Origin of the sequence: Fluviispira multicolorata, assembly GCF_009208585.1 — a bacterium.
GTDB lineage: Bacteria > Bdellovibrionota_B > Oligoflexia > Silvanigrellales > Silvanigrellaceae > Silvanigrella > Silvanigrella multicolorata.
Map to the genome: position 1 here is coordinate 172686 of NZ_WFLN01000010.1, position 26287 is coordinate 198972.

Annotated in this window: 22 protein-coding genes; 10 read left to right on the plus strand and 12 right to left on the minus strand. The window is 30.5% G+C overall.

Annotated elements, in window-relative coordinates:
* Position 1: 1 nt before the first annotated feature.
* Positions 2-1249: a S8 family peptidase gene (locus tag GCL57_RS13710; protein WP_161597773.1), complete on the minus strand. Its 1248-nt coding sequence runs from the start codon at positions 1247-1249 to the stop codon at positions 2-4.
* A gap of 108 nt (positions 1250-1357) precedes the next feature.
* On the minus strand, positions 1358-2131 hold the full coding sequence (locus GCL57_RS13715) for an SDR family NAD(P)-dependent oxidoreductase (RefSeq protein ID WP_152213924.1): 774 nt from the start codon (positions 2129-2131) through the stop codon (positions 1358-1360).
* Positions 2132-2640: 509 nt separating this feature from the next.
* On the opposite strand from GCL57_RS13715, the gene GCL57_RS13720 reads away from it, so the two are divergent.
* Positions 2641-3276 carry a TetR/AcrR family transcriptional regulator gene (locus GCL57_RS13720; RefSeq protein ID WP_152213925.1) on the plus strand — a complete coding sequence of 212 codons (636 nt, stop codon included), beginning with the start codon at positions 2641-2643 and terminating at the stop codon, positions 3274-3276.
* Here the strand turns inward: GCL57_RS13720 and purH are convergent.
* Complete coding sequence (gene purH / locus GCL57_RS13725) at positions 3273-4931, minus strand: bifunctional phosphoribosylaminoimidazolecarboxamide formyltransferase/IMP cyclohydrolase (RefSeq protein ID WP_152213926.1); 1659 nt, start codon at positions 4929-4931, stop codon at positions 3273-3275. The two genes, GCL57_RS13720 and purH, sit on opposite strands and share 4 nt — an antisense overlap.
* 381 nt (positions 4932-5312) lie before the next feature.
* On the opposite strand from purH, the gene GCL57_RS13730 reads away from it, so the two are divergent.
* Positions 5313-6446, plus strand: a complete 1134-nt coding sequence (locus GCL57_RS13730; protein WP_152213927.1) for a cyclic nucleotide-binding domain-containing protein — start codon at positions 5313-5315, stop codon at positions 6444-6446.
* On the opposite strand, the gene GCL57_RS13735 is transcribed toward GCL57_RS13730, so the two are convergent.
* The gene (locus GCL57_RS13735; RefSeq protein WP_152213928.1) at positions 6396-7046 is read right to left on the minus strand and encodes an acyltransferase; all 651 of its coding nucleotides are present in this window, start codon (positions 7044-7046) and stop codon (positions 6396-6398) included. The two genes, GCL57_RS13730 and GCL57_RS13735, sit on opposite strands and share 51 nt — an antisense overlap.
* An 11-nt stretch (positions 7047-7057) precedes the next feature.
* A complete protein-coding gene (locus tag GCL57_RS13740; RefSeq protein WP_152213929.1) occupies positions 7058-7450 on the minus strand; it encodes a hypothetical protein in 393 nt (130 codons plus the stop codon).
* Positions 7451-7624: 174 nt separating this feature from the next.
* Between GCL57_RS13740 and GCL57_RS13745 the strand changes: the two genes are divergently transcribed.
* Together GCL57_RS13745 and GCL57_RS13750 are read left to right on the plus strand one after the other, a co-directional pair.
* Positions 7625-8758 (plus strand): acetyltransferase domain-containing protein, encoded by a 1134-nt coding sequence (locus GCL57_RS13745; RefSeq protein ID WP_161597774.1) that lies wholly within the window; start codon positions 7625-7627, stop codon positions 8756-8758.
* A gap of 93 nt (positions 8759-8851) precedes the next feature.
* Complete coding sequence (locus GCL57_RS13750) at positions 8852-11077, plus strand: monovalent cation:proton antiporter family protein (protein WP_152213931.1); 2226 nt, start codon at positions 8852-8854, stop codon at positions 11075-11077.
* A gap of 10 nt (positions 11078-11087) precedes the next feature.
* On the opposite strand, the gene nadA is transcribed toward GCL57_RS13750, so the two are convergent.
* Complete coding sequence (gene nadA, locus GCL57_RS13755) at positions 11088-12194, minus strand: quinolinate synthase NadA (RefSeq protein WP_152213932.1); 1107 nt, start codon at positions 12192-12194, stop codon at positions 11088-11090.
* A gap of 193 nt (positions 12195-12387) precedes the next feature.
* Between nadA and GCL57_RS13760 the strand changes: the two genes are divergently transcribed.
* Positions 12388-13245 carry a 3-hydroxyacyl-CoA dehydrogenase NAD-binding domain-containing protein gene (locus tag GCL57_RS13760; RefSeq protein ID WP_152213933.1) on the plus strand — a complete coding sequence of 286 codons (858 nt, stop codon included), beginning with the start codon at positions 12388-12390 and terminating at the stop codon, positions 13243-13245.
* Positions 13246-13247: 2 nt separating this feature from the next.
* Here the strand turns inward: GCL57_RS13760 and GCL57_RS13765 are convergent, their stop codons facing one another.
* The gene (locus GCL57_RS13765) at positions 13248-14468 is read right to left on the minus strand and encodes an MDR family MFS transporter (protein WP_161597775.1); all 1221 of its coding nucleotides are present in this window, start codon (positions 14466-14468) and stop codon (positions 13248-13250) included.
* 70 nt (positions 14469-14538) lie between these two features.
* A complete protein-coding gene (locus GCL57_RS13770; RefSeq protein ID WP_152213935.1) occupies positions 14539-15693 on the minus strand; it encodes an NAD(P)/FAD-dependent oxidoreductase in 1155 nt (384 codons plus the stop codon).
* A gap of 99 nt (positions 15694-15792) precedes the next feature.
* Between GCL57_RS13770 and GCL57_RS13775 the strand changes: the two genes are divergently transcribed.
* From GCL57_RS13775 to GCL57_RS13795, 5 genes are all read left to right on the plus strand, one after another.
* Positions 15793-16677: a Bd3614 family nucleic acid deaminase gene (locus tag GCL57_RS13775; RefSeq protein WP_152213936.1), complete on the plus strand. Its 885-nt coding sequence runs from the start codon at positions 15793-15795 to the stop codon at positions 16675-16677.
* Entirely contained in the window at positions 16674-17771 is a 1098-nt protein-coding gene (gene dinB / locus GCL57_RS13780; protein WP_152213937.1) for a DNA polymerase IV, read from the plus strand. The genes GCL57_RS13775 and dinB overlap by 4 nt, the downstream gene beginning before the upstream one ends.
* 355 nt (positions 17772-18126) lie before the next feature.
* Positions 18127-19737, plus strand: coding sequence for a Do family serine endopeptidase (locus GCL57_RS13785; protein WP_152213938.1), 1611 nt, complete (start codon positions 18127-18129; stop codon positions 19735-19737).
* A 149-nt stretch (positions 19738-19886) separates the two neighbouring features.
* A complete protein-coding gene (locus GCL57_RS13790) occupies positions 19887-20378 on the plus strand; it encodes a GyrI-like domain-containing protein (RefSeq protein WP_152213939.1) in 492 nt (163 codons plus the stop codon).
* 245 nt (positions 20379-20623) lie between these two features.
* Positions 20624-21025 carry a hypothetical protein gene (locus tag GCL57_RS13795; protein WP_152213940.1) on the plus strand — a complete coding sequence of 134 codons (402 nt, stop codon included), beginning with the start codon at positions 20624-20626 and terminating at the stop codon, positions 21023-21025.
* Positions 21026-21042: 17 nt separating this feature from the next.
* Here the strand turns inward: GCL57_RS13795 and GCL57_RS13800 are convergent, their stop codons facing one another.
* From GCL57_RS13800 to GCL57_RS13815, 4 genes are read right to left on the minus strand one after another with little or no spacing between them, the layout of a single operon-like run.
* Positions 21043-22272: an MFS transporter gene (locus GCL57_RS13800; RefSeq protein WP_152213941.1), complete on the minus strand. Its 1230-nt coding sequence runs from the start codon at positions 22270-22272 to the stop codon at positions 21043-21045.
* Positions 22269-23582: an ATP-grasp domain-containing protein gene (locus GCL57_RS13805; RefSeq protein WP_152213942.1), complete on the minus strand. Its 1314-nt coding sequence runs from the start codon at positions 23580-23582 to the stop codon at positions 22269-22271. The genes GCL57_RS13800 and GCL57_RS13805 overlap by 4 nt, the downstream gene beginning before the upstream one ends.
* A 3-nt stretch (positions 23583-23585) precedes the next feature.
* Positions 23586-25202, minus strand: a complete 1617-nt coding sequence (locus tag GCL57_RS13810; protein WP_152213943.1) for a phenylalanine aminomutase (D-beta-phenylalanine forming) — start codon at positions 25200-25202, stop codon at positions 23586-23588.
* A gap of 21 nt (positions 25203-25223) precedes the next feature.
* Positions 25224-25925 (minus strand): 2OG-Fe dioxygenase family protein, encoded by a 702-nt coding sequence (locus GCL57_RS13815; protein ID WP_152213944.1) that lies wholly within the window; start codon positions 25923-25925, stop codon positions 25224-25226.
* Positions 25926-26287: the final 362 nt, after the last annotated feature.

Sequence of the window (26287 nt, forward strand, 5' to 3'; positions counted from 1 at the left end):
TTTAATGATTTAAAAGAGCAATATCATATAATTTTTTTACATCAACTCGACCATAATGTGCAATCGTTTGAGACTCATAGAAATTGTAATTCATATTTGCGCTTGAAAATAATTGCTTAAGAGTGGTATTCACATTTGAATTTGGAGTAATACCGTAGTAAATTGATAATGCAGCAACAACAAGTGGAGCGGCAAAACTCGTCCCCCCCACTGTATCGACTTCTCCATATTTATTATTTAAATCTATCAATGCTCCTTGGGCTGTTAGATCAACTGATTTTCCATAATTTGAAGAAATAGCCCTGTTTAAATCAGTATTATGAGAGCCTACAGTAATAATATTATTTATATCATATGAAGCAGGATATACAGGAAATGAGTCTAGTTTATTTCCATCATTACCTGCAGCACAAACAAAAATAACACCACTTTTTGCTGCATAAGCCATCACAATCTTCTCAGCCATAACAACATTATCATCTGGCTTTTGTGAGTAGGCAAAGCTTAAATTTACAATTTTTGATCCTAATGAAACGGCTTCATCTAAAGCAACAGAAAGCTGCATGGAGCCATACTTTCTTTTATCAGGATCTTCATTATCGGAGGCAAAAGATATTTTAACAGAATGTATTCTAGCATTCTCTGCATAAATATCATAAAAATTATTATCATATGAGTCTTTATATCCAACTAAAAGTGATGCAATATATGTTGCATGAGAAGACCAATTAATTATATTCGTATTACCAGAAATATTTGAGCTAGACGCAAGTGCATTTTTAATGGAAGAAGTAACAGGCACAACACCAGAATCTACAATGGCAATATCAACTGCATTCAAAGAAATATTTTTAACCTTAAGATCATTATAAACTTCATTAAATCTCGCTTCACAATAAGCTTGAGAACATCCAAAAATTTGCGTTTTAGACAAAGTATTTATTTTTATTTCTTCTCTAACTTTTTTATTATTTTCTGGAATTGAATATATATTTTTATCATATATATATTTATGATTACCTTTTCCTATATTTGTAGATTTAACCGCAACCATATTTGGTACAGATTTATAACGATATATAACAATCTGTCCATAGCTTAACAATTCACTATCAGTCATTCCTGTTTCAATAACATAAGAACCATCTGAAGTTGTTTCTATTGTACTATTAAATGGATTAAAACTACCACAAGATGAAATCAAAGTAGAAATAGCAATTAATATTATGAATTTTTTAAAAAATTGCATTAACATGCCTTTAATAAAAGAACACTTATTAAGACAAAATATATTTCATAAATATTAATAATAACAGTAATTATTTACTTTTAGAAAATCTGAATAAATTGCAGCATGTCATTTATGCAGCGTTTCTTTATCAGCTAGGTATAATTTACCGTGAGCATTTTCACGCGATTTGATATCTATAAATAAAAATTTATATATTTTTTCAGCCGCAGCCTGTGGAGTTAACATTTCGTTGTTATTAATAAGTTCTTTATATTTTTTAACAACTTCTAAATCTGAAGACTCATTGGCGATGACATTGGAAACCATATCTGTATGAACAGTTCCTGGATGTATGGATAAACAGTTGAGCTCATCGTAGGCAAATCTTTTTGAAAGCCACTGAAAATACATAAGACATGCGGATTTAGTTGCTCCATAGAGTTCTAAATTCGGAAAAGGATCAATTGCTGAAAGTGATGAAAGATGAGCTATAAAGGGTGGAAAATTAGAGCCATTATCTGTATGTGACATTATAAAAGGAAGAATATCTTCAATAATTTCTGCACAAGAAAAATAATTAATGCGCATTGCTTCAGCCTGTGACTGCCAAAATAAGTGCTTTTCCATTCGATTTGTTTCACTGACCTGTAAAATTGGCATTAATCCTGCACAATGGATAAATCCAACAATAGCTTTACCGTAAATACTTTTAGAAAGCTCAGGAAATGGACTGTCTGAAATTGGATTGAGAAGATCCCACCAAACAAATACATCTTCAAACTCACTCCGTTTTCTTCCCATGTGAACGAGTTTATAATTATTATCCTTTAATATTTTAGCCAATTCGTATCCGATACCTCGGGAAAACCCTGTTCCAATGACCCATTTATCAGCACTCATTTTCACTCCTCAGTGGTACTAAGTTTCCTTAAAATGCATAAAAGCATTTAAAACTGTTTATGGAGAAGCATCCAATATAAGTCTACCAGAATCAAGATAAAGAATACGATCGCTCTCGTCAGATTCAGGGTTGTCCGTCAAAAGGCTCCTTAGCATTGCGACGATTTCCTTACTTTTCGAAAACCAAGAACACATAAAAATATACTTAATATCTATAAAAAAATTGTGAAATATAAAAAATTTTTAATTTTAATAAACTATCTGATGAATGATTAAAAAAGAAAATCGATTTATATATTTGTATTATCATATATTTAAAATATTTATTTTTAAATATATGATAAATTTCTCTTAAAATAAATCGCTCACAAAATATCTGTTTTCTATATGATTCATATTAATTATGATTTTTAACTAAGGTATTTGCATCTAATATACCTAGATAAACTTTCTCTTAATCATTTCAAATAATCTACAATGCATTGTTTTTAATAGAAAGACTATGGAAAATGACGTTATCACAATCCAAGCAAAAACATTTAAATGAGCGAAGAAACAAAAGACTCGAACGAGAAAAAAGTATCCTCACTTCAGCCACCGATCTCTTTGTCCAAAAAGGCTACGAACACTCAACAACTAAAGAAATTGCTGCTAAAGCAAACTGTGCAGAGGGGCTCTTATTCAAATATTTCCAAGGAAAAGCCAATTTACTTACAAAACTCTTAGAAAATGGTATCTATCGTGCTTCAAAAGATCTCCTCACCATACCTAAAAATACAGGCTCACTTGAAATTACTTTATTAGACATTATGCGTTGGAGCATTGATATATTTTGGAATGAAAGAAAGACTTTTCAAATATATTATGCGCAATATTTGCAAGGTGAAATTAATTTATCGACATATAATTGCTATGAACACTTTACAAATAAACGTAAAGAAATATTTTTAAATATTGTAGTAAATGGAGTAACAGAAAATAGACACAGCATTGAAATATACGAAAATATTTTTATAGCAATAAATTCTTTTGCTTTATATTCTTGTGCATTTCATCCTTCTAATAACATTCAAACAAAAGAATATATCCATGAAAAAGGTCAAGAATTTATTAATATATTATGCAAAGGGCTCAATCATTCTTAATGTTTAAAATGTCGATTTCCTGTAAAAATCATAGAAATCCCATATTCATTACAAGCCTTAATAACTTCAGAATCCTGCACACTTCCACCTGGTTGAACAATATGTTTTATACCAAATTTATTAATAATTTGAATGGAATCTGGAAATGGGAAAAAAGCATCACTTGCTAAAATAGCATTGTCTAATGACAGTCTATTTTTACTTAAACAATTTTGAACAGCATCGACGCGATTGGTAAATCCTCCTGCAATAGCAAGAGTCTGTTGAGAATTAGCAAGAACAATCGCATTAGAACGCACATGTTTTACAACAGTCATCCCAAGAGTCATAGCTTTGATTATATCTGCACTTGGTTTTGTTAAAGTTGGATAAGTTATATTCTCCATATTTATTACAAAATCATTTGAACTCTGCGCTAAAAATCCACCTTGAACATGAGTGAATATTGTTTTATTCGCCAAAGGCAATGACGAATCATATGTGGCAAGGCGTAAATTCTTTTTCTTTTGTAGTAAATCCAAAGCCCCATTTTCAAAAGAAGGAGCGATAATAACTTCTAAAAATGTTTCATAAAGCTTCTTAGCAAGTTCAATGCTCACCTGTGTTGTTAAACAGACAATTCCACCAAATGGGCTCACAGGATCCGATTCAAATGCAGCAATATAAGCATCGGCAATTGATTTACTGGAAACCCCAACTCCACATGGCGTATTGTGTTTTAAAATAACAGCAACATGATTTTCTTTAAATTCACTTACAAGCCGAATTGCGTGCTCAATATCAAGAACATTATTATAACTTAATTCTTTACCATGAAAGCATTTCATATTTGTAAGAGAACAAACATTTTGCACATCAATATCGGATAAAGCATAAAAGGCTGCATTTTGATGTGGGTTTTCCCCATAGCGCAAAGGTTGTATTTTACATAATGATAAACTTATACTTTCAGGCAAAGTATCTATTGCTTTTAAATTTTCCGAACGAACTGGTCCTAGTTTAGAGCTGAGTGAAAATTCAACATTTAAACTCTTGTCAAGAGTTGCAGAAATCAGTTCATCGTATGCAGCTGTTTCACGAAATGCTTTGATAGCTAATTGCTTTCTGAAAGATAAAGAAACAAAGCCATTATAAGAAGAAACATTTTCTATGAATTTTTTATAATCATTTGTATCAGACAGAATTGAAATAGATGCATGATTTTTAGCCGCAGCCCTCAGCAAACTCACACCTCCAATATCAATATTTTCAACAAGTTCTTCTGCATTGGCACCTTTGCGCAGGACCTCTTGGAACGGATAGAGATTGCAAACAACCACGTCAAATACCTCAATCCCATTTGCCAGCATATCTGCACGATCAGATTCAAGATATTCTCGTCCAAGAATGCCTCCAAAAATTTTTGGGTGGAGAGTTTTCACTCTTCCACCCAAAATTTCTGGAAAATTTGTAATAGAATCCACGGAATTACAAGGTAAACCAAATTCAATTATGGCCTTATAAGTGGATGAAGTTGCAACAATCTGACATCCCAGTTGATTTAAAAAAACGCACAGTTCTTGCAGACCTGACTTATTCGATACTGAAATAAGTGCTCTACGAATTTTGATTAAATTATTTACTGGTTGAGATAAATTAGCGGAATAATGACTCATGGTGCACCTCAAAAAAAATCAGTTTTTTGACACTTGAAAATGTTTCATTATGACTTAGCTACAAAGAATAAGTGCCCATAGGCACACTTTTTTGCACTTATAAACGCTTTTCTGATAGCATCCTAGTGAAGAAAAAGAAATATAAAATTATACTATTATCAGCCGATATCTGAATTAATTGCTAAATAAATAAGCAAAAATGGGTGTTATATGCTAAAATTATTGTCGAAATCTTTTATTTTTAAAGTAATCATAACAATCATTGCATTATTTGGTTTTGATATCAAAGCAGAAGCTTTTTCTAAACCGACTCTGTATTACATTCATAAATGAGTAGAACTTTTATAATTTCCAATTTAGAAAGATAGAAAGAAATCTAAGATGCTTGAATCTTATCAAAACATACCGCTTTTAAAAGATTTAAGTGAAACTCAACTTGAGAAACTTAAAGAAATTTCTACTGAACTTCGTTTAAAACCTGGGGAGATTTTCGTTAAAGAAGGTGAAGTCGAACAACGCTTTTTTATTATTATAGAGGGTAGAGTCGAAATTATAAAAAAAAATGGCTCGCGCTATTATCCCTTAGCACAGCTTGCAAAAGGAGAAATTGTTGGGGAAATGGTATTATTTGAAAATGCACCTCGATCTGCAAGTGCAAAAACCATAGAACCCTCTATTATATTATGTTTTGATTTGGAAAAAGTAAGAAACAATCCAACATTTCTTGATGTATATGCCAAACTCACAACATTTTTTGGCGAAAAAATTTCAAGGAGATTGCGTTATACAAATGAAGTCACTGTTGAGGTTCTTAAAGAACGCCTTGCAATAGGTAGTTTTGCTGTCAATATTATTGCAATTACAACTTTATATGCAATAAGTTTACAAATACTACAAAAATTAAAAGAATACATGTCAAATTCAACGCTTGTAACAATTATTGTTCTTATGTCTTTTTGTTACTTTATAATTTCAATGATGATTAACAGTGGATACCCATTAAAAACATTTGGTTTGACATTTGAAAATTGGAAAAAAGTCTTACTAGAATCATTTATATATACAATTCCTTTTTTACTCATAATTCTTTTAATAAAGCTCAGTATTATAACTTTTATAGATAAATTTCATAATCTAGCTCTATTTGACCCTATGGCAATCTTTAAAACCAGTACAGATGTCAGTTTAAAAGTTTATTTCGCAGCCCTCTTTGGATATATTGTTTTTGTCCCTATTCAAGAATTAATTGTGCGTAGTGGCATTCAATCAGCTTTGCAGAAATTCTTATCTGGCTCAAAAGCAAAAACAACGTGGATGGCGATTATACTATCAAATGTTTTATTTGCAGGCGGTCATTCTCATATTAGCCCCGGATTTGCACTTTCTGTTTTCATACCCGGTATCTTTTGGGGATGGCTCTATGCGAAGCAAAACTCACTTATAGGTGTAAGCTTTTCACATATTTTAATCGGTGTTTGGGGCGCTTTTATTATTGGCTTTGAAAACATCTTTTGATATTCTTCTATCACCAATTATTTTTGCAGGCACACCTGCCACAACAGCCCACTCTGGAACATCATGGGTCACAACGGCTCCCATGCCTACAATGCTGTAGCTCCCTATATTATTTCCATCTGTAACTCCCACATTTGAAGACAACCACACATCTTCACCAATATGTATACCTTTAGAAATAACAGGTTGTTCCTTTATTAATCTATTAGGAGATGTTGCATGATTAAAAGCATAAATATAAACACCGCTGGCAATGCGTGTGTTTTTTCCAATAAAAACTCCTTTTGCACCACCATCAATTAAAACACCCGTATTTAAACTCACACCATCGCCAATTGTAATTGGGCCATGCAAAACAACATTTGCCGCAATTGTAACACGATTTCCGATAATAATATCTCTACCTATTTCGGCAAATATATGTGCATCTGGGGAAATAAAACAATCTTTTCCAATTTTAACAGTTTCTAATTCCATTAATTTCTTTTGCACTTCTTTTTGCCAAGCTTGAGCCCATTGCAGCTGTTTAGGCTTTAATGAGTAATAAATCCAAGGCATATATGAAAGTCTTTTCTTATGTTGTTCTATATATTTATCCATTGGAAGTACACCTATAAAGTCTTCAATTCAATTTTCTTGTAGCTTATCATAGTTCTGCGCGCATCAAAAAGACTCTTATAGCTTTCATATCGAATTCTCAGCTTTTCTGTTTCTGCCCTATAGTTAGCTATTTTTTCGAGCAAACCAATATATTCTTCGTCCGCTTCTGCTAAGCGCTTTAAGCGTGCTTCAGGCATTTTTTCTTGGGCTGCTTCTATTCTATTCATTATTTTTGCACGAATTGAAGTTCGCATAAGCTCATATCTTTCAGCTTCTTTTCTTTTTTCAACATATTCAAGACCAATTTTATTAGCCAAGTGAATAATTTCTTCGAGCCCCATTTCTTTTATTTGATTTGTGGGTTGCTGATTGTTTATATTTTTTTGAATATTTTCGTCTGCCAAGTAAACTCCCAAAAAATCGCTCATTAACTCATTAGCACTACACTCAACCAAACATACCTACAAGAGCTTTCTTTGCAAGAAGCGCGGCTCAAAAACATTAACATTTGAATTTTTGAACCTGTTGAATTATACACAGTCAGATATCAATATAATAGTATTTAGATGAGGATATTTATGAGAATTCAAGCTCTAGATAAAGTTCGTGGCATTATTTTGATAATAATGGCAATGGATCATGCAAAGGACATGATTGGAAAAAATCTTAATTTTCAAGGAGAATTTTGGAAGGGGAGTTATCCAATATATGATAATCCAATATTATTTTTCACAAGATTAATTGCGCATATTTGCGCACCATCATTTGCATTTATGATGGGATTAAGTATGATTCTCTTATGGAATACTCACAAATCAAAATGGGCTCATGAATCTAAAGTTTGGCAATATTTTTGTTCACGAGGATTAATTTTAATTTTATTTGAAATTTTTATTTTTTCTCCAATATGGAGTTTTATATTTAAATCACCAACAATTAATTTTGGATTTGCTGTTATTGCAATGCTAGGATCACTCATGATCTTAAGTAGTTTTTTTATAAAGAGGCATTGGATAGTCATATTTATAGCAATGGTTTTAAGTATATTTTTACCTCCACTTATTGTTCAGACAGAATTACAAAAAAATGAAAACTATAATTTCTTTCTTAAAATGCTCTTTTTCCCAGACCGAATTAATTTTATATACCCAATTTTTCCTTGGTTTGGAGTGAGCCTCATGGGAGTTTTATTTGGAAAAATATTAATTAAAAAAGAAAAATTTGCTTTCTTATCACTCCTGCCTTTAGGTATTGTATTTATATCATTGTTTACAGTCACTCGGTTTTGGGGCGGAGTTTATTTTAACTCAAGAGACTTAAGATTTATAAATGATACACATTGGTGGAATATATTTAATATGGTCAAATACCCGCCTTCTCTTTCTTACCTGCTTTTTACATTAGGAATTTTCTTCTTTCTCTTTTTTACAGTATATTCAATTGAAAAATATGGATCTAAAAAAATATTCCTTATTTCAACTATCTTAGAAATTGCAAATATTTATGGAAAATCTACTTTCTTTTTTTATGGGGTACATCTTATTTTGTATACTTTTATAGGAATAATTTTATGTGATGTACTAAAATGGAACTCTCTTTCAGATATTGCTTATGGCTGGATAATTATTCTTGCAATTCTATACCCTCTGTGTAAATGGTATAGAGAATTCAAAAAGAAACAAAATGAAAATTCACTTTGGCGCATGCTATAAATTCACAAACCAACAAAAGCATGACACTCATTTCTATTATTAAATATTAAAATTACTATATTAAGATATTAAATAAGTGAAAAGGGTTTTACTATGTTTCATATCCCACAACTGATCATCGATCTTTCGGTCATGCTTGGGGTCGCTGCTGTCGTTACCTATATTTTTAGAAAAATAAATCAACCCGTGGTTTTGGGATATATCGTTGCAGGTATTATTGTCGGGCCATACACTCACCCCTTTTTCTCCATCGTAGATGTCTCATCCGTAAATACTTGGGCAGAACTCGGCGTTATTTTTCTTATGTTCTCACTTGGACTTGAGTTTAGTTTCAAACGTTTAGCTAAAGTTGGAGTTTCTGCTGGTGGAACAGCAATTATTCAAATTATTTTTATGCTTATAATAGGAATATTTGTTGCTAAATTAATTGGGCTGTCACACATGGATTCGCTTTTTCTTGGTTGTATGATTGCTATTTCATCAACAACTATAATTATAAAAGCTCTTGAAGAACTTGGCTTAAAAAATAAAAAATTTGTTGATCTTGTCTTTGGAATTTTAATTGTAGAAGATTTAGCTGCAATATTAATGCTTGTTGCGTTAACAAATATTTCATTAACTTCCAGTGTAGGAGGTTTTGATCTTCTTCTCGCAGGTGGAAAACTAGTCGTTGTCATTGGAATATGGTTCTTAGTAGGAATTTTTATTGTTCCACGCTTTGTTAAAAAAGTAAGTCAACAAAAAAACAATGAAATGCTTGTGGTCGTGTCAATTGGACTTTGCTTAGGCCTAGTTGCACTTGCTTCATATTTTAATTACTCAGTTGCTTTAGGTGCTTTTATAATGGGTTCCATAATTGCTGAGACTCCTGAATCTCATCAAATTGAGAATCTTATTCAACCTTTAAAAGATATTTTTGGTGCTGTCTTTTTTGTTTCAGTTGGGATGCTTCTTGATCCACATGCAATTGTAAATAATATATCATCTATTTTAATAATTTCACTTGTAATTATTTTTGGTAAATTAATTTCTGTGACAATTGGGGCTATTATTACTGGACAAACATTACCAAATGCACTACAAACTGGATTTAGCATGGCACAAATTGGTGAATTTTCATTTATTATTGCTTCTCTTGGAATTAGTTTTAAAGTTATAGATAATAAAATTTACCCAATTATCGTAACAGCATCCTTGATCACAACCTTTACCACTCCTTACTTTATCCGTTATTCTTCAAATACATCTCGTTATTTAGAAAAGAATATGCCTCTAAGTATTAGAAATAAATTAACTCGATATACGAGCTGGTTTCAAAGAATTACAGTCATAGAAGATAAACAAAAAAGTTTAAATAAAAAAACATTACAATGGTTATTAAATTTAATTGTCATTATTGCAATTTTTTTAATTATTTCTGACAAATTTTCACCATTTATTTATAATTATATTGAGAACAAATTAATAGCAAATATTGTAGCATGGTTAGTTGCATTTTCAATTTCGTCTCCAAGTATTTGGGCTATGCTGAACATATTTAAAATCAAGTACAAAAGAAGCTTTAAAAATTTAATTGGTAAAGAAGTTATTTCTTTATTTGTAAGTAGAGCTTTAACCATTATATTTATTGGCATTCTCAGTTTAAAGTTTTACCCCTCACCCATCACTTTAGCTATAACATTAATCATCTCTATTCTGTTTTTAATTTTATTTCAAAATAAAATGCGCATATATTATAACTGGATTGAAAATCAATTTAGTTCTTCTTACAACACTCAAAATAGATCTAAGCCAAATATGCCTCCACTTTATGAACAGCTTGCTCCCTGGGATGCACACCTTGTTGAAGTCAAAGTTCCAATGAATTCATTTGTGATTGGAAGAAGCATTTTAGAACTTAATTTAAGAAAAAGATTTGGTATAACAATTGTAGCAATCGGTAGAGGAGAGCAAACAATTGTTTCTCCAAATATTAAAGATATTATCTATCCTTGCGATACTTTACTTTGTTTTTCAACAGATCAAGAGATTGAAATATTTAAATCCGAACTTGAACTATCTAATATAAATAATCCACTCACAGAAATTACACCTGAATATGAACTTAAAAGATTTTTTGTAAATAGAGGATCTTATATCAATGGATTGTCTATAAAAGATGCCGCAATAAGTGAGAGATTCAATTGTATTATTGTAGGTATTGAAAGAGATAATGATCGAATTAAAAATCCAAAATCAAGCCATATTTTAAAAGAAAATGATATTTTATGGATTGTTGGTGAAATTAAAAAACTTGAATTATTTTCTAATAAAATATAACTAAAATTATTTAAAGTTTTATGCTCATTTCAAGCATTCTAAGCAATGCTTGTTTTGCTAATGAACGGGTTGGTTCGTGAACTTCAATGACATTCTTTGCTGTTCCTTTCGCTATCTCCTCAAGAGCCCAAGTTAAATGTGGTAAATCTATTCGATTCATCGTGCCACACAAGCACATAAATGGATTTATACTAATAACTGATTTATCAGGATTTTCTTTTGCTATTCGATTGACTAAATTAAGCTCTGTTCCTACAGCCCATTTACTGCCACTTGGACTGTTTGCAATTGTCTTTACAATAAAATCAGTGGAACCTGCAAAATCAGATTTATCGACAACTTCCATTGAACATTCTGGATGTGAAATAATTTTATACTCAGGATCTTTTGCACGGATGAGATCAATTTGTTTTGCACTAAACATCATATGCACAGGACAACATCCTTGCCAAAGCATCACTTGAGTCTGTTTAATATTTTCTTTTTCAAGACCACCAAAAGGTTTTTTAGGATTCCAAATATTCATATTATTAGGAGAGATACCAAGTTGCTTTGCTGTATTACGACCTAAATGCTGATCAGGATAAAAGAATAATATTTTTCTTTCTTTTAAAGCCCAAGAAACTATTTTATGAGCGTTGGAACTTGTACAAATCATACCACCCTTTTTTGCAACAAATGCTTTGAGTGCTGCTGTGGAGTTTATATAAGTAACAGGCATAATACTCTCATGACCTACCACATCTATCAATTGCTCAAATGCTTCTTCAACATCATCCGCATCTGCCATATCCGCCATATCGCAGCCAGCACCTAAATCGGGCAAAACAATTGTCTGATTGCCTCTTTTTAAAATGTCTGATCCTTCAGCCATAAAATGAACGCCACAGAAAACAATATAATCTGCATCTTTTTGACTTGCAGCATATTGAGCAAGTTGTAAAGAGTCTCCACGTATATCACTTAATTCGACAATTTCCGGTCTTTGATAATGGTGAGCAAGAATTACAAGTTTTTTACCAAAATGATCTCTAACAGATTGAATACGTAAACGCATTTCTTCTATAGAAAGAGATGGATAAGGAGCTGGAAGTGGCATTTGGTAAGATATTGTCATTTGATTTATCCTTACAAAAAATTAAATCCAAATCATATACAATTAATGACCTACGTCTTAAGAACATCTTTCACAACAAGTAAACTCAATTTTTTTATAAAATAATTTATGATATTTGACTCAAATAAAAAATAAGGTTTCAATGCCCTTTTAGATATCGAAATTTTACGAGTCAATGAATAAGGAGATTCTCATGGTAAATTTAGCAAAAATAAAAACCATTGGCATCATAGGAGCAGGACAAATGGGCAGTGGAATTGCTCAAATAGCTGCTCAAGCAGGATTTCAAACTCTATTATTTGATGTGAATAAGGAAGGATTACAAAAAGCAATATTAGGAATTGAAAAAAGTCTATCAAAACTATTTGAAAAAGGAAAAATAGACGAACATCCTCCAGTGATTTTAGGAAGAATTAAAAAAGTTATTCAACTTTCAGATCTCGTTCAAGCTGATTTTGTAATAGAAGCAGTTAATGAAAATGAAGAATTAAAAAAAAGTATTTTTATTGAATTAGATAAAATAATGCCTTCTCATGTTATTCTCGCAAGTAATACAAGCAGTCTTTCCGTAACACGCCTAGCTTCTGTCACACGAAGACCTGAATTATTTATTGGCATGCATTTTATGAATCCCGTTCCTTTAATGTCTCTTGTAGAAATAATAAGAGGTCATGCAACTTCTAATGAAACCTACAATTTAACCAAAGAACTTTCAGCAAAAATGAATAAAGTCAGTGTCTGTTCACAAGATTATCCGGGATTTATTATCAACAGAATACTCATGCCAATGATAAATGAAGCATTTTATACGCTTATGGAAGGCATTGCCAGCGCAGAAGATATTGATACTGGGATGAAACTTGGCACTAACCAGCCGATGGGTCCTCTCACTCTAGCCGATTTTATTGGCTTAGATACATGCTATGCTATTATAAAAATTTTGCATGATGGATTGGGTGATAATAAATATAGACCTTGCCCACTTCTTAAAAAATATGTTGATGCAGGCTACTTCGGCAAAAAATCAGGGCAAGGTGTATATAAATATTAAAATTAAACTCTAAGCTTGCTCAACCCTTTTTCTTTCTGCCCAGCAATACAAATAAAGGGGGCGATTAAAGATATAATTGCAATTGATACAAATAAAAAACTTGATCCTAAATGAGTTAAAAGAAAGCCTCCCCAAATTGGCCCTAAAACACTTCCTAGATTTTTAAATGATGCAGCCCCAAAATATGCCCCTCGCATATGAGGTGGGGCAAACGTATCAATTAATTCATTTGAAATTGGAAAAACAAGAATTTCACCAGAGGTGATAAGAATCACAGATAGAATCAAAATAAATATTGAATTTAAATTGATCGTCAATGAAAGAAAACCGACTGCAAGCAGAGCAGAACCTAATATTAAACTTTTTAATAAGCCTATTTTTCTTGTTACTCTATATAAGGAGCCTTGTAAAAGAATAACTAATATACCATTTGTAGTTAGAAAGTATGAGTAATATTCAATACCATTCTTTACTTCTTGATTCATAATTTGCGGGAAAGTAGTTGTAATTTGATTATAACAGAAAATAATAAGAATGCAGCTTAAAATTAAATAAAGCATTTTTTTATCATGAACAATAATTGAACATGACTCTTTAAAGCTATGTCTTTTTCCACTGAAAGTTGGGACACTATGAATATTTTTTTTCATTAGAATAAAAAAAACAGAAAAATAAATAATATATAAAAAACCTGCATATAAAAAGCTAATACCCACTCCATTTGAATTTAATAAAAGTCCAATCATTGGACCTATTGCTGCGCCAAAATTTAAGCTGAAATATCTTAATTGGAAAATCACTCCCTTTAGGGAAGGAGGAGCTAAATCACTTAAAAATGCCGTGGCGACAGGTTCATAAACTCCACTCGATATTCCAGAAAAGACGCAAAGAATTGTAAAAGTGAAAATTTTAATTTCCATATTTGCAATTTGAGTAGCTAAAAAGAAAGAAAATAGAATCAATGTAGAAGTAAAAACTGTGAGCAAAAGAATATTTTTTCTTCCCAATTTGTCTGACAAGTAACCGCCAATAAATGATGAACAGATGCCAGCAAGAGGTGCAGTACCTATTATAATACCAATTTTTGTTGGGCTAAGATTGGTATTATTCGCTAAAAATATTGCAATAAAAGGAAGGGTCATAAAGGTTGACATTTTTTGTAGGAAAATTCCAACTAAAATGGAAGTAATAGATGGGCTTAATGAAAATATATATTTAAACATAAAAAAACCTTTAATACACATAAGATTATTTTTATAGTTTATATATTAATATTATTCTGTCAATTTTTCACTATTTAAATTCTTCCAATAAATCTTCTGCTATTGCCATTGAAGATGTTAATCCCGGCGATTCGATACCTAGAAAATGTACTGACATATTATTTCCTTCACGAATTTTTTTAATATGAAAATCTTCTTCAAGCTTATTATCAATAAATAACTTTGGGCGAACCCCAATATAATTGGGCGATAAATCTTTCAATTCTAAAGTAGGAATTAATCTTTTTCCTTCTACATAGAATTTTTCTTTAACATCATCTCGCATATCGAAAAATTTATATAAATTTTGATCATCTGCATCATTGCTCTCAGCAAAAGACCAATCTACATCAGGCCCTAGCTTAAATTTACCATCTAATTCAAAAGTAATATGAATTCCTACGCAACCACTTGGATCTGGAATGGGGTAGATAAGCTTATTGAAATAATTATTATACTTTGCTGGTAATGAATAATATCGACCCCGACAAGCTTTTGTTTTATAAACTTCTCGAGAAACAAAATTATTTGCAATCTTGGCTGAGGAGAGTCCTCCCGCATTTAGAAAATATTGACAACGCATATAATAAGAATTTCCATTTTCATCACATGCTTCAAAAACAATTCCATCTGTACCTACATCAATCAATTTTACAAAAGAATTTCGATATGCAAGAGCAACATTTTGATACTTAGCCATTTGCTCAAGAGTCTGCATTAATTTATGGCTATCAATAATTCCTGTTTCCGAAGAATAAAGAGCATTTCTAAAGTGACTCATCTTTTCATCACTCTTTAGTTGATCTTTATTTAAAAATTTAAGATTCACTCCATTTTTTAATGCTTTATTTTGAAGATCTAAAATTATCTCATCTTGTTCTTCTGTAGAACTAACAATATATTTCCCACATTTTAAAAATGGAATTGAATATTCATTACAGAAACTGTATAATAGTTTATTCCCCTTTACACAATATTTTGCCTTTAGCGAGTTTTCATCATAATAAATTCCAGCATGTATTACTTCACTGTTTCGTGAGGAAGTTTCTGTTCCAAAACGATCGGATCTTTCAAGTAAAGCAATTGATTTTTCCGGATATCTCTTGGATAATTGCGCTGCAAGATTTAAACCAAGCACACCTGCTCCAATAATTATAAAATCACTGTACATCACCTCATTCTTCATTTGCACTTCCTGTTCTAAAAGGTTATTCCAATAGCATAGCTTTGATTTCTATAAGGATGAAATTAAAGTCTTTCAATAGAAACTAAGCAAGAGCATAATATGGAATCAACATATCAATTTGAAAAAATTATACAACAAATTGCTTATAATTTTATAACTATAGATCCAACAGATTTTGCATTTATTATATATAATGAGACAATATATTATGCAAAATATTCTCTTTTTCCTAAAAAACCTCATAGTGCTATAACTGTATTAATTCAGGGAATTTACAATCAATATCCTGATACATCATTAAAAATATTAAGAAATAAAATATATACAAATTATTGTCCTACAGAAATGTGTCGAGGCATGCTTAAGGTTGCCGCAAAACGAATGTCCTTTTTAAAAGTCATACACAATCAAAATATTCTCATTCAATATCCAAAAATTGAAGTTAATTATAATAATTTAGGGCAAAGCTTAGAAAAAGAAATTATAGATATTCATACTCATTTTACTTTACATAATAAAAATAATATTGACTTTATGAAAATTTCTGACTGTTTATCAAAACAAATAAAGATAGAAAATGAAAAATATGAATCCAGTCGCCAAGTTGCAAGTATTTTAGTCGATGCTAATGGTAATATTATTTCTGTCGGTTTAAATGAAAACTCACGTAATAAAACAATGCATGCAGAAGTTAATATGATTCAAAAATATTACAGCGTATTTAACAAACCATTGCCAAAAGGAAGCTCAATTTTTACAACTCTTAAGCCATGTAAAATGTGTGCAGGAATGATATGGAACTGTGCTGAAAATATTTTTGAACTTAATCTTTATTATTTGCATAAAGATAATGGCTCCATGGCAAAAAGCACTGTGCTTAATTGTAGCTCTACTGAAAGATTAAGGGCAGCTAAAACAGAAAATGAAAAAAATATAGTTATAGAAGAACAAATAATATTTGAGCAGGAGTTAACTCTAAAATGAATGGAACCAATCCAGAAATTCATTATTCACTCCTAAAAAGAAAAATTATTCATATCGATCTTGACGCTTTTTTTGCTGCAGTTGAATCCCGAAATAATCCAAAATTAAAGGGAAAGCCACTTATAATCGGTGGTTCTCCTAGTTCACGTGGTGTCGTCTGCACAGCATCATATGAAGCACGAAAGTTTGGAATTAAATCGGCAATGGCATCATCACAAGCGTTAAAACTTTGCCCGCACGCCATTTTCTTAAAACCCAATTTTGAATCTTATAAAAATGCATCTCGTGAAGTTTTTAAAATACTTTCTACCTATTCAGAATTAATTGAACCTATGTCAATGGACGAGGCATATATTGACGTCAGCGAAAGTAAAAATGCCACTGAAATCGCTGAGAATATAAGAAAAAAAATACAAAACTTAACACAACTCACAGCTTCAGCTGGTATCGCACCAAATAAAATGGTTGCAAAAATAGCTTCAGATATTAATAAACCAAATGGAATTGCTATCGTAAAGCCCCACCAAGTTTTTAACTTCATGCAACCCTTATTAATAAAAAAAATTCCATTTGTTGGCCCAGTCACAACAAAAAAATTTGCTGATTTTAATATTTATACCTGTGCCGATGTTATTTTAGCAGGAAAAGATTTTATAATTAATAAATTTGGTTCGTCTTCTGAGTGGGTATATCAACGTGCCTGTGGAATAGATGAAAGCCCTTTAGAAACAACTCAAATAAGGAAATCTTTAGGAGAAGAAGAAACCTTCCCAAAGGATATCTTTAGGATGGAGCATAAATTATTTGAACTCAATAGAATTATTTTAAATTTATTCATAAATATTAATAAAAAAAATCTTGCTGCTAAAACAATCACTGTTAAAATTAAATATGCAAATTTTACCGTTAAAACAAAATCAAAGAGCTACCCACTCTATTTTTTTGAAGAAGAGATTATAAAAAAAATTGCACTTGAGCTTTTTCTTGAATTTAAATGCGATAAAGAACCCTTGCGGTTGATTGGTGTTTCAATTTCTAACTTAATCGATAAAAGTGAAATGAAACAAACAACTTTATTTGATAATTATATTTAAATAATCTGAAACCAAAAATAAATTAATATTTTTTAATTTATTAAAATATAAAAATTTTAAAAATAATATTTTCACTAAAAAAAGTTTCACAAGTGAATATTGATCTTGGGAACAAATCCGCCAGCCACAAATGTTAAAAAAAACACCACTTCATCGCTTCTATATATTTCTATATAAGTGGTGAAGTTTTTTAACTAAATGAAATATATTATTTTATTGATTATTTTTTGTATTTTTAAAAATTTATGCCTATCGACTTTTTTAAAGAATGTCTGATATAAAGCATGAAGAGCTTTTTGAGCCCAGCCCAAAGTGCAGAAAATGCGATTTGTTTTTATTATTTTAGGAGGTTACAGTGAATTTAGATGTAAATGACTCAAAGAAGGTATCAAAATTTATGAAAGCCAGAGCAAAAAATATCGTTGTAGCAAGCATTTCAATAGCAGCTTTATTTGGTGTTGCAAGTGCAGGTTTGCTTATTTTCAAACCTGAAGCATTTAGAAATATGAGCGACGATCTGTCCGCTCAAGCTTCAACAAACACATACGCTTTACCACCCAACCAAGCCCCCACACCTAGCCCTGATGCAGAGTTTTTAAAGAAATTCAAAAAAGTTTTTTCGAATGTTGCTGAAGAAAGCAGTCAGGCTCTTGTTTTTATTGTTGCAGAAAAAAAAGTAAATGCCCCACAATATGATTTTCCAGATGAATTCTTTTTTCCATTTTTGCCACCACAATTCAAAGGCGGTCCAAACCCAAGAGGAAACGGAAAAAAGCAAGGGATTGAAACCGATGGCGGATCTGGATTCATAGTCGATTTAAAAAGTGGTTATATTATAACTAATAATCATGTCATTGAAGGTGCTGACAAAATTACTGTAACGACTAAAGACAAGAAAAAATACAAAGCAAAAATTATTGGCACAGCAAAAAATGTTGATATTGCCGTTCTTAAACTTGAAGATTTCAAACCTACTTCAGAATTAAAACAAGTGAATCTCGCAAATTCAAATGATGTAAAAGTAGGAGACTGGGTTCTTGCCTTAGGAGCCCCCTTTGAACTGGAGCAAACCGTCACAATGGGTGTGGTCAGTGCTGTACAAAGAACAAGTGATACACTTGGAATTAATGGAGCAAACAGCTTTATTCAAACAGATGCAGCAATTAATCCAGGAAATTCAGGGGGCCCACTTGTTAACTTAGATGGCCAAGTTATTGGAATGAATACAGCCATTTTTTCGAAAAATGGTACCAGTGTTGGTATTGGTTTTTCAATTCCTGCAAATACAATTCGTCTGGTAGCAGAGTCAATTATCAACAATGGAAAGCTCACTCAAGCTTACTTAGGTGTAGAAATGTATGATTTAAACAAGTTTGGGGCAGCTGCCATGAAAGAAATGAAAATTGAGCCAAATACCGAGGGAGCACTCGTTATGCGTGTGGTTCCAGGAAGCCCTGCTGCAAAATCAGGATTACAACCTTATGACATTATTCAAAGTGTAAATGGAGAAACGGTAAAAGCCTCTTCAGATATTCAAAGACAAATTATATTCTTAAAACCAGGTTCAAATATTAAACTTGGAATCCTTAGAAACGGTAAAAAAGTAGAATTAAAAGCGACTGTCACCGAATTGCCAAATTCAAAAAGTGATAAAAATGAAGATTCAGAAACAACTGAAAAGTCTGGAAAATCATTGGCAAGAAATTTTGGGCTTTCATTTTCAAATAAAAAATCTCCTACAGGCAAAGGTGTTGTCGTTGGTGGTGTTCAACAAGGCAGTCTTGCTGACAGAGCTGGAATTGCTCAAGGAGATGTGATTGTAAGCGTGAACAAAGAACCTGTTTCTAACTCTAAAGATGTAGAAAAAATCTTAGAAAAAGCTAAAAAAGCAAATTCTTCTATGATTTTCCTACTCGTAGAAAGAGAAGATACGCAATCTGCTATCATCCTTCCGTTAAATAGTTAGTTTTATTTATACTTATTTTCTACTTACCTTCTTTGAAATATTTTTTTAATGTTTTTCAAAGAAGGTTTTTAATGTTTTTATTTGAAATAAAAATATGTTAAATAAAAAAAGTCAATCTTTTATTATTTATTAGAGGCAGGCTAAAATCTATGAACATTCTTAAATTGAATACAGAAAAATCCTTAGTTGGAATTGAAATCAGGACAAGTAACTCCATAGAATATTCAAATAATGGTAAGATTCCAAAATTATGGGAAACTTTCTTTAAAGACGAAATCACACGTAAAATTAAAAATAAAACATCTGAAAACATTCATGGCATTTACTCAAACTATGAATCGGACCATACGGGTGAATATGATTATTTTATTGGTTTTGAAATTCAGGATGTAACACCATATTTAAATAATAAAACACTTATCATAAAAAAAATTGATAAAGGCAGTTATTCTGTTATCACTACTGAAAAAGGTTTTGCACAAAGTGTGATTTCAGCTGCTTGGGAAAAAATATGGAAAATGAACCCTATTGAGTTGGGTGGTAAGCGTTTATTTAAAACAGACTTTGAAATATACACTCAAAATACAAGCAGTCCTAATGAAGAAATTTTTCATATTTATCTTGGGATTCAAACTGAATGACTATTAACAATAAATTATATTTCAAACAACTTCTTTAATCATTGACATTTATAATAATAAATTTAAAAAGTAATTGAGCTGATTATAAAAATTAAATAAATTATAATCTCTTCTTAATTTTATTTTATCATCAATTAAAATAGCTCAGGCAATGGGAAACAATTATTGATACAATGAAAGCACATTTGTGAGAGTTTTTTTCGCACTTGCCAGTACCTGAGCATCTCTTAAAAGGAATTTTAATAATGTCTCAACCAGAGCGTCTCAATGAAATCAGTGGATGGATTCTTCCCTGTGGAAAATGGTATGATACCGAAGAATGGTGGCATATAAATGCATTGTATGATCTACGTGATTCTGGATTAAATGAATTGCAAAATTTATCTACCTTAAATATCCTTTCAGGTGGCGATGAAGCTCAAATTCGCGATCACGTTGCCAGCCTTGGCTTTATTAAAATATCTCGCAATCAGCTGGATGGTGTGCAAATGTCTCGTCAACAACTTTCAACTTTACAATCTCTTTTACTCTTATGTGATCCTGAACAAGAAGTTGGGATATTAATTGGAAATACAGGTATTATAAAAAATATAAATATTTCTCGGATTATGAAATTAAAAAACCCTGTGTTATTATTTGAAATTTAAAACTCTTCTATTGTATATCATGAAATTTTCTGAGGAATTTTTAAATAATATTTCAGCGAGAAAAATATAATTGCTAATATTGGAAAAGCATGAAATAGAGTTACCACATACTTTACTTGTAAAAAATGCAGAAGAGGAACGCACATTGCAATTCCAATTGTAAAACCTATTGTTTGAAGTAGCATAATAGCACTCAATAAAGTCATCCTTATTTCTGAACTCTCTTTTTGAGCCAAAGTTATTGTTGAAACTTCTGAAGCTCCATCCCCTAGTCCTGCAAAAAGAGAAAAGATTAATATTAAAATTAAATTGAACTGCCAAAATGCTAATATAAAGAATGTTGACATGATAAAAACACCAACAAAAAATGAGAATGATAATAAATTTTGCTGATTCATATACTTTGAAAAACGTCTGACTGAGCTCGCCCCTATAAATTTACCCACTGCCCAAAAAGCTATCATAAAGCCCAACATTCTTCCGGCAGAGTCAGGTGAAATAATATTAGCAAAAATGGGTTTACCAATATTATGTGCACTGCTTCCAAAAGTATCTAGTAAAGTAATTAATAACAGAATTCCCCATAGAGGAGATTTATTAATTGCATTTTTAGTTTTTATAAAAAATTCTTTATATGTCTGCTGAGTGTTCTCAATTTTTTGATTGATTTTATATGGAGCTCTATCACTTAAGAAAAGAATAGATATTGCTGAAGAAAAGTAAATAAATGAAATCAATAAAAAGACGAATTTGTAATCAAAAAAAGCAAGTAGAGCTCCAGAACATAAACTACCAATAATAACTCCAATTGATGCTACAAAAATAAACCAAGTATTTATTCCAATAACTTTTTCTGATTCAAATAATTCTGGTATTTTCACATTCATAGCAATATTATACAATGAACTTCCTAACCCTAAAAAGAATCCTAAAAATATTAAAACAAATACTTTACTTTGATCATTCTCAATAAATAGCAAAGATAAAACAATGATTCCTCGAACAAAGTCAATTAAAAAAAATAAATTTTTACTTTGAGTAATTAAATAGATCTTAGAAATAAAAATGCATCCAAAAAAAATACCCAAAATACGAAAGCAAAGAAATCCTCCACTATAAAATGGATCCTTTGTAGTAAGATATATAAAAGAAATAAATGATATGAATGCAGAGTAAGATGCGATTTCTGAAAACAACTTTGAAGAAATTATTGGAATTGGATTAATTTCAAAGCTTTTATTTTTCATATTTTGATATTTATCCTTATTTTATTTCTAAATTTATTATCATTCTCAATTATTTCTTCAATACTTTTACCTTTATGTAAAATATCAACAACAAACATTTCTTCATTTTCACCATTTATAAATTCTCCGTCTTTATAATGCCTTTTGGCATTAATAACTTCATGGTAACTTTCTACTTCTGCTAATCCAGTTATAGACTTTAATATTCCTTTTTCATAAGGATAAATCACAGAAATTGCAAAGTGATTATTAAAATATTTTTTTTGAAACTCTTTAATTGGCTGACCTATAGCTTGAGATATAAAAATATCTTCAAATTTAAAGTTATAATAAATTTCAAGATTATCTCTAACTCTTGAGCCTCCTACTCTTGGATTAACTTCAATTACGCTTGGTTGACCACATTTATCTAACCTTAACTCTAAATGACAAAAACAATTTTTAAGACCCAATGCCTTTACTATATCAATTGAATATTGACATATTTTTTTTTGCTCGTCCTCTGTCAAAGTAAATGGCGGAGTCACAGTAATATTTTCATATACACAATGATTTCTTTCAATTACATTAAATTTTTCATGAATTAGCAGTGGTAATACTTTATTTTCATCACAAAATATTTCTACACTGTATTCATTTCCAGCTATTAATTCTTCAACTAATAGCTGATTAGCATTATCAAAATTAAAATTATTATATTTGTATTGATAACAGATATCATAGAATGCATTTCTTACATTCTCTTTATAGAAGCGATACGCTTCCTGCAGCTCATAAATATTATTGCACTTTGATACAAAGCCAGATGCCATTCCCATAACTGGTTTTGCAATGAGAGGAAAACCTACTTGTGAAGACTTTTCTATAATATCTTCTTCACACTCTAGTAAAGCAAATTTAACTGAATAAATATGATTTTCTTTCAGAACTTCTCTCATTAAAAATTTATTATGTGAATTATAAAGTGCATCGGAGTTATTATGCGGCAAATTGAGGTTTTGAGCAATTTTTGCAACTTGCGCTGAAAGTAAAATACTACTATCCGATTTAAAATAGCCTAAAGGTGTGCTTAGACCTATGATATTATATTCAGCTTTAATTAAACTTATTATTTTTTCAAGAGTCTTATTTTCAAAATCACTTACAGGGATTACTTGATAAGATACATCCTCAAGAAAATCATTCAAAAGTTTTTCAGGTATAATAGAAATAGCATGATAACCTTTTTCAACAGCTCGATTGAGAATCTTTTTTAACTGATTCTTGTAATAAAAATTGTTCTCTATTAATATTAGACAATCCTTTTTCATAATTTAATTACTTTCAACTAGTTTATTTGTTAAATTATATTTTAAGCTTTCAATAAATATTTGATTCTGTAATAAATCTTTAATTTTTTCGATATATGGAGTTATAATAACATCTTGGTTAAGTGCTGGTACAATTTTTCTAACCTCTAAAAATAATAGTTTTGACAAACTTGCTAAATCTTCAAAATCACCTCTTAAATCGATTGCTTGACAAGCACAAAGAAGCTCAAAACTAATAATGTAACAAACATTTTCAAATATTTCTTTAACACGTCGAGCTGCAATTAATCCCATGGACACTATATCTTGAAAATCACCTGTTGAGGTTAATGTTTGAATTGATAAAGGAACACACAAAGAACGATTTTCCGCTGTAAGAGAAGTGCTCATAAACTGCCCACCCATTAAACCCATACGTAATCCATGGTTATTTTTACATAGGAAAGGCGGCAAACCATTGCTATTGTTCTTATCCATAAAACGATCAATTCGTCTGTCAGATAAATTGGAAAGAGTTGTTAAATTTATTGCAAGAAAATCCATTGCCATCGAAATATATTGTCCATGAAAATGCCCGTTGTGAAAAACTTCATTTTCTTCAGGTATAACAAGAGGATTATCACTGCTTGAATTTAATTCATTTTCTAATGTAGTTTCTATAAATTTTAATGAATCATTTATTGGTCCTAAAATTTGTGGGGTACACCTTAAAGAATAAGCATCTTCAATTTGGTTTCCTAAATTTTTAATTCGACCATCATTTTGCTTTTGAATTATTTTTTCTTCTTCTTTTTCATTAATAATAAATTTACTATCAGATAATATTGTTGATATATTTTCAGCGCAAATATATTGACCTTTGTGCTGTTTTCTCTTATGCACTCGCGTGTCAAAGGGTTTTTGTTTTGTTGCTAATCCTTCAAATGTTAATGCAGATATAAAATCATAAACTGTTAAAAGTTGCTGCGCCTTTTGCCAATTTAATACACCAAGTCCAACCATTCCTGAAGTTCCATTTATTAAAGCAAGACCTTCCTTATAACTTAATTTCATTGGCGTTAATCCAGATTTTTCGAGTGCTACTTTTCCTTCAAGAACTTCTCCATTAAACTTTGCTTTCCATTTTCCAACTCCAACTTGTGCAATAAAAGCCAAAGGGCCAAGATCTCCGCTCGCCCCTAAGGATCCTTTTTGAGGAATACAAGGAAATATATTTCTATTAAACATTTCTACGTAGCACATAAAATTTTCAAGACCAATTGCTGAGACGCCTTTTGCTAATGAAATAATACGTGCCAACATTATGGCACGAACTTCATTATCACTAAAATATGAGCCAACATTGCTTGCAACAGAGGAAATTAAATTATTTTGAAGTTCTTCCGCATATTCAATAGGAACCAAATAATTTACAAATCCTCCCATACTTGTATTTACACCATAAATAACTCTGCCTTCTTCAACAAATGATTCTAATAATTTTCGCGAACATAAAATTTTTTCTCTTACATGCTCAGTAATAAATATTTTAAATGAAAAATCATTTGCGACTTTAATAAAAGTATTCAATGATATATTCTCATCAGCAAGAGAAAATACTTTTTCAACTGTATTTAACATTTTTTCCTCTATTTATCATATTTATTTTTTAAATTCCATTGCAAATATTAAAACATCTCTAAAAGAATCATGCGCTAAATTATTTCTGAATATCGGCGTTGTTTCATGAAATGTTTTTGTATCATCAATATAAATACTCTCTAGAAATTCAGAAAAAACTATTTCAGAATTTTCAATATATTTTTTATCATTATCAAATATTTTTGAAACACCTCCTAATATATTTAATGAATTAATAAAATGGAGGCCTATTAAGTGAGTCTCATCTTTATGCAACCCTATTGTCACAGGAGTTTTTGAACCATCTTCATTCGGGGTTATTCTGAAAATCTGGCAACTTATTATTAAGGATTCAACTCCTAAATATTTTTTACCAATTTCAACATTTAGTTTTAATAAATCTTGAAAAATTCTATTATTTAAAAAATGATCTTCAGCATATTTATAATATCTTGTCATACCCCCTGAGATATTATTATAAAGCTTTGAAGTTTGCACAGTGTTATCTGCAATGAGCTCAATAGTTTTGTGAGCATGAAATTTAGCAATTCTTCTTTTGCGACATGTAAATTTTTCCACATAATTATCATGTACTAAATTATCCCAAAACTTTTTAAATTCTAACTCATCATTTGCAGAAAATGAAATCATTCTATTTAAAATATCTCTTGAATAATAAAATTTGTTTTCTCTAATTCCGTTCAAAATAGAATTAACATCCATTTTACCCCTCCCCCCCTTGTATTTAGATATTTGTATTCATCATTTTTATAAAATTCATCATTCATGATAATAAAAATAAAAAATTAAAATTAAATCATTATAATATAAGATCCTTAAAATATTTTATGTAATAAAATAAAACAAGTATCTACATTGACAATATTAAGTTCAGATTGCCTTTTAACAAAATTCTATAGAATTTACAAATGTGTTTTTTTGAAAAAATGATTATTTTTAGTCTAATAGATAGCATGGATGAATTATTATTTAATTTTAGGCTTGATTAAAAAAAATATCGATTTATTTTAACAATTATAAATCTTTACTATATAAATTTTACTAGACTTGGGTGACATCACAAA

Excerpts from the sequence above, each read along its gene's own strand:
- GCL57_RS13795 (WP_152213940.1), top strand. The coding sequence starts at position 20,624 with ATGTCTCAACCAGAGCGTCTCAATGAAATCAGTGGATGGATTCTTCCC.
- purH (WP_152213926.1), bottom strand. The coding sequence starts at position 4,931 with ATGAGTCATTATTCCGCTAATTTATCTCAACCAGTAAATAATTTAATC.
- GCL57_RS13800 (WP_152213941.1), bottom strand. The coding sequence starts at position 22,272 with ATGAAAAATAAAAGCTTTGAAATTAATCCAATTCCAATAATTTCTTCA.
- GCL57_RS13810 (WP_152213943.1), bottom strand. The coding sequence starts at position 25,202 with ATGTTAAATACAGTTGAAAAAGTATTTTCTCTTGCTGATGAGAATATA.
- GCL57_RS13750 (WP_152213931.1), top strand. The coding sequence starts at position 8,852 with ATGTTTCATATCCCACAACTGATCATCGATCTTTCGGTCATGCTTGGG.
- GCL57_RS13775 (WP_152213936.1), top strand. The coding sequence starts at position 15,793 with ATGGAATCAACATATCAATTTGAAAAAATTATACAACAAATTGCTTAT.
- GCL57_RS13770 (WP_152213935.1), bottom strand. The coding sequence starts at position 15,693 with ATGAAGAATGAGGTGATGTACAGTGATTTTATAATTATTGGAGCAGGT.
- GCL57_RS13815 (WP_152213944.1), bottom strand. The coding sequence starts at position 25,925 with ATGGATGTTAATTCTATTTTGAACGGAATTAGAGAAAACAAATTTTAT.
- GCL57_RS13760 (WP_152213933.1), top strand. The coding sequence starts at position 12,388 with ATGGTAAATTTAGCAAAAATAAAAACCATTGGCATCATAGGAGCAGGA.
- GCL57_RS13765 (WP_161597775.1), bottom strand. The coding sequence starts at position 14,468 with ATGTTTAAATATATATTTTCATTAAGCCCATCTATTACTTCCATTTTA.
- GCL57_RS13805 (WP_152213942.1), bottom strand. The coding sequence starts at position 23,582 with ATGAAAAAGGATTGTCTAATATTAATAGAGAACAATTTTTATTACAAG.
- GCL57_RS13745 (WP_161597774.1), top strand. The coding sequence starts at position 7,625 with ATGAGAATTCAAGCTCTAGATAAAGTTCGTGGCATTATTTTGATAATA.
- GCL57_RS13790 (WP_152213939.1), top strand. The coding sequence starts at position 19,887 with ATGAACATTCTTAAATTGAATACAGAAAAATCCTTAGTTGGAATTGAA.
- GCL57_RS13710 (WP_161597773.1), bottom strand. The coding sequence starts at position 1,249 with ATGCAATTTTTTAAAAAATTCATAATATTAATTGCTATTTCTACTTTG.
- nadA (WP_152213932.1), bottom strand. The coding sequence starts at position 12,194 with ATGACAATATCTTACCAAATGCCACTTCCAGCTCCTTATCCATCTCTT.
- GCL57_RS13720 (WP_152213925.1), top strand. The coding sequence starts at position 2,641 with ATGACGTTATCACAATCCAAGCAAAAACATTTAAATGAGCGAAGAAAC.
- GCL57_RS13735 (WP_152213928.1), bottom strand. The coding sequence starts at position 7,046 with ATGGATAAATATATAGAACAACATAAGAAAAGACTTTCATATATGCCT.
- dinB (WP_152213937.1), top strand. The coding sequence starts at position 16,674 with ATGAATGGAACCAATCCAGAAATTCATTATTCACTCCTAAAAAGAAAA.
- GCL57_RS13730 (WP_152213927.1), top strand. The coding sequence starts at position 5,313 with ATGCTTGAATCTTATCAAAACATACCGCTTTTAAAAGATTTAAGTGAA.
- GCL57_RS13715 (WP_152213924.1), bottom strand. The coding sequence starts at position 2,131 with ATGAGTGCTGATAAATGGGTCATTGGAACAGGGTTTTCCCGAGGTATC.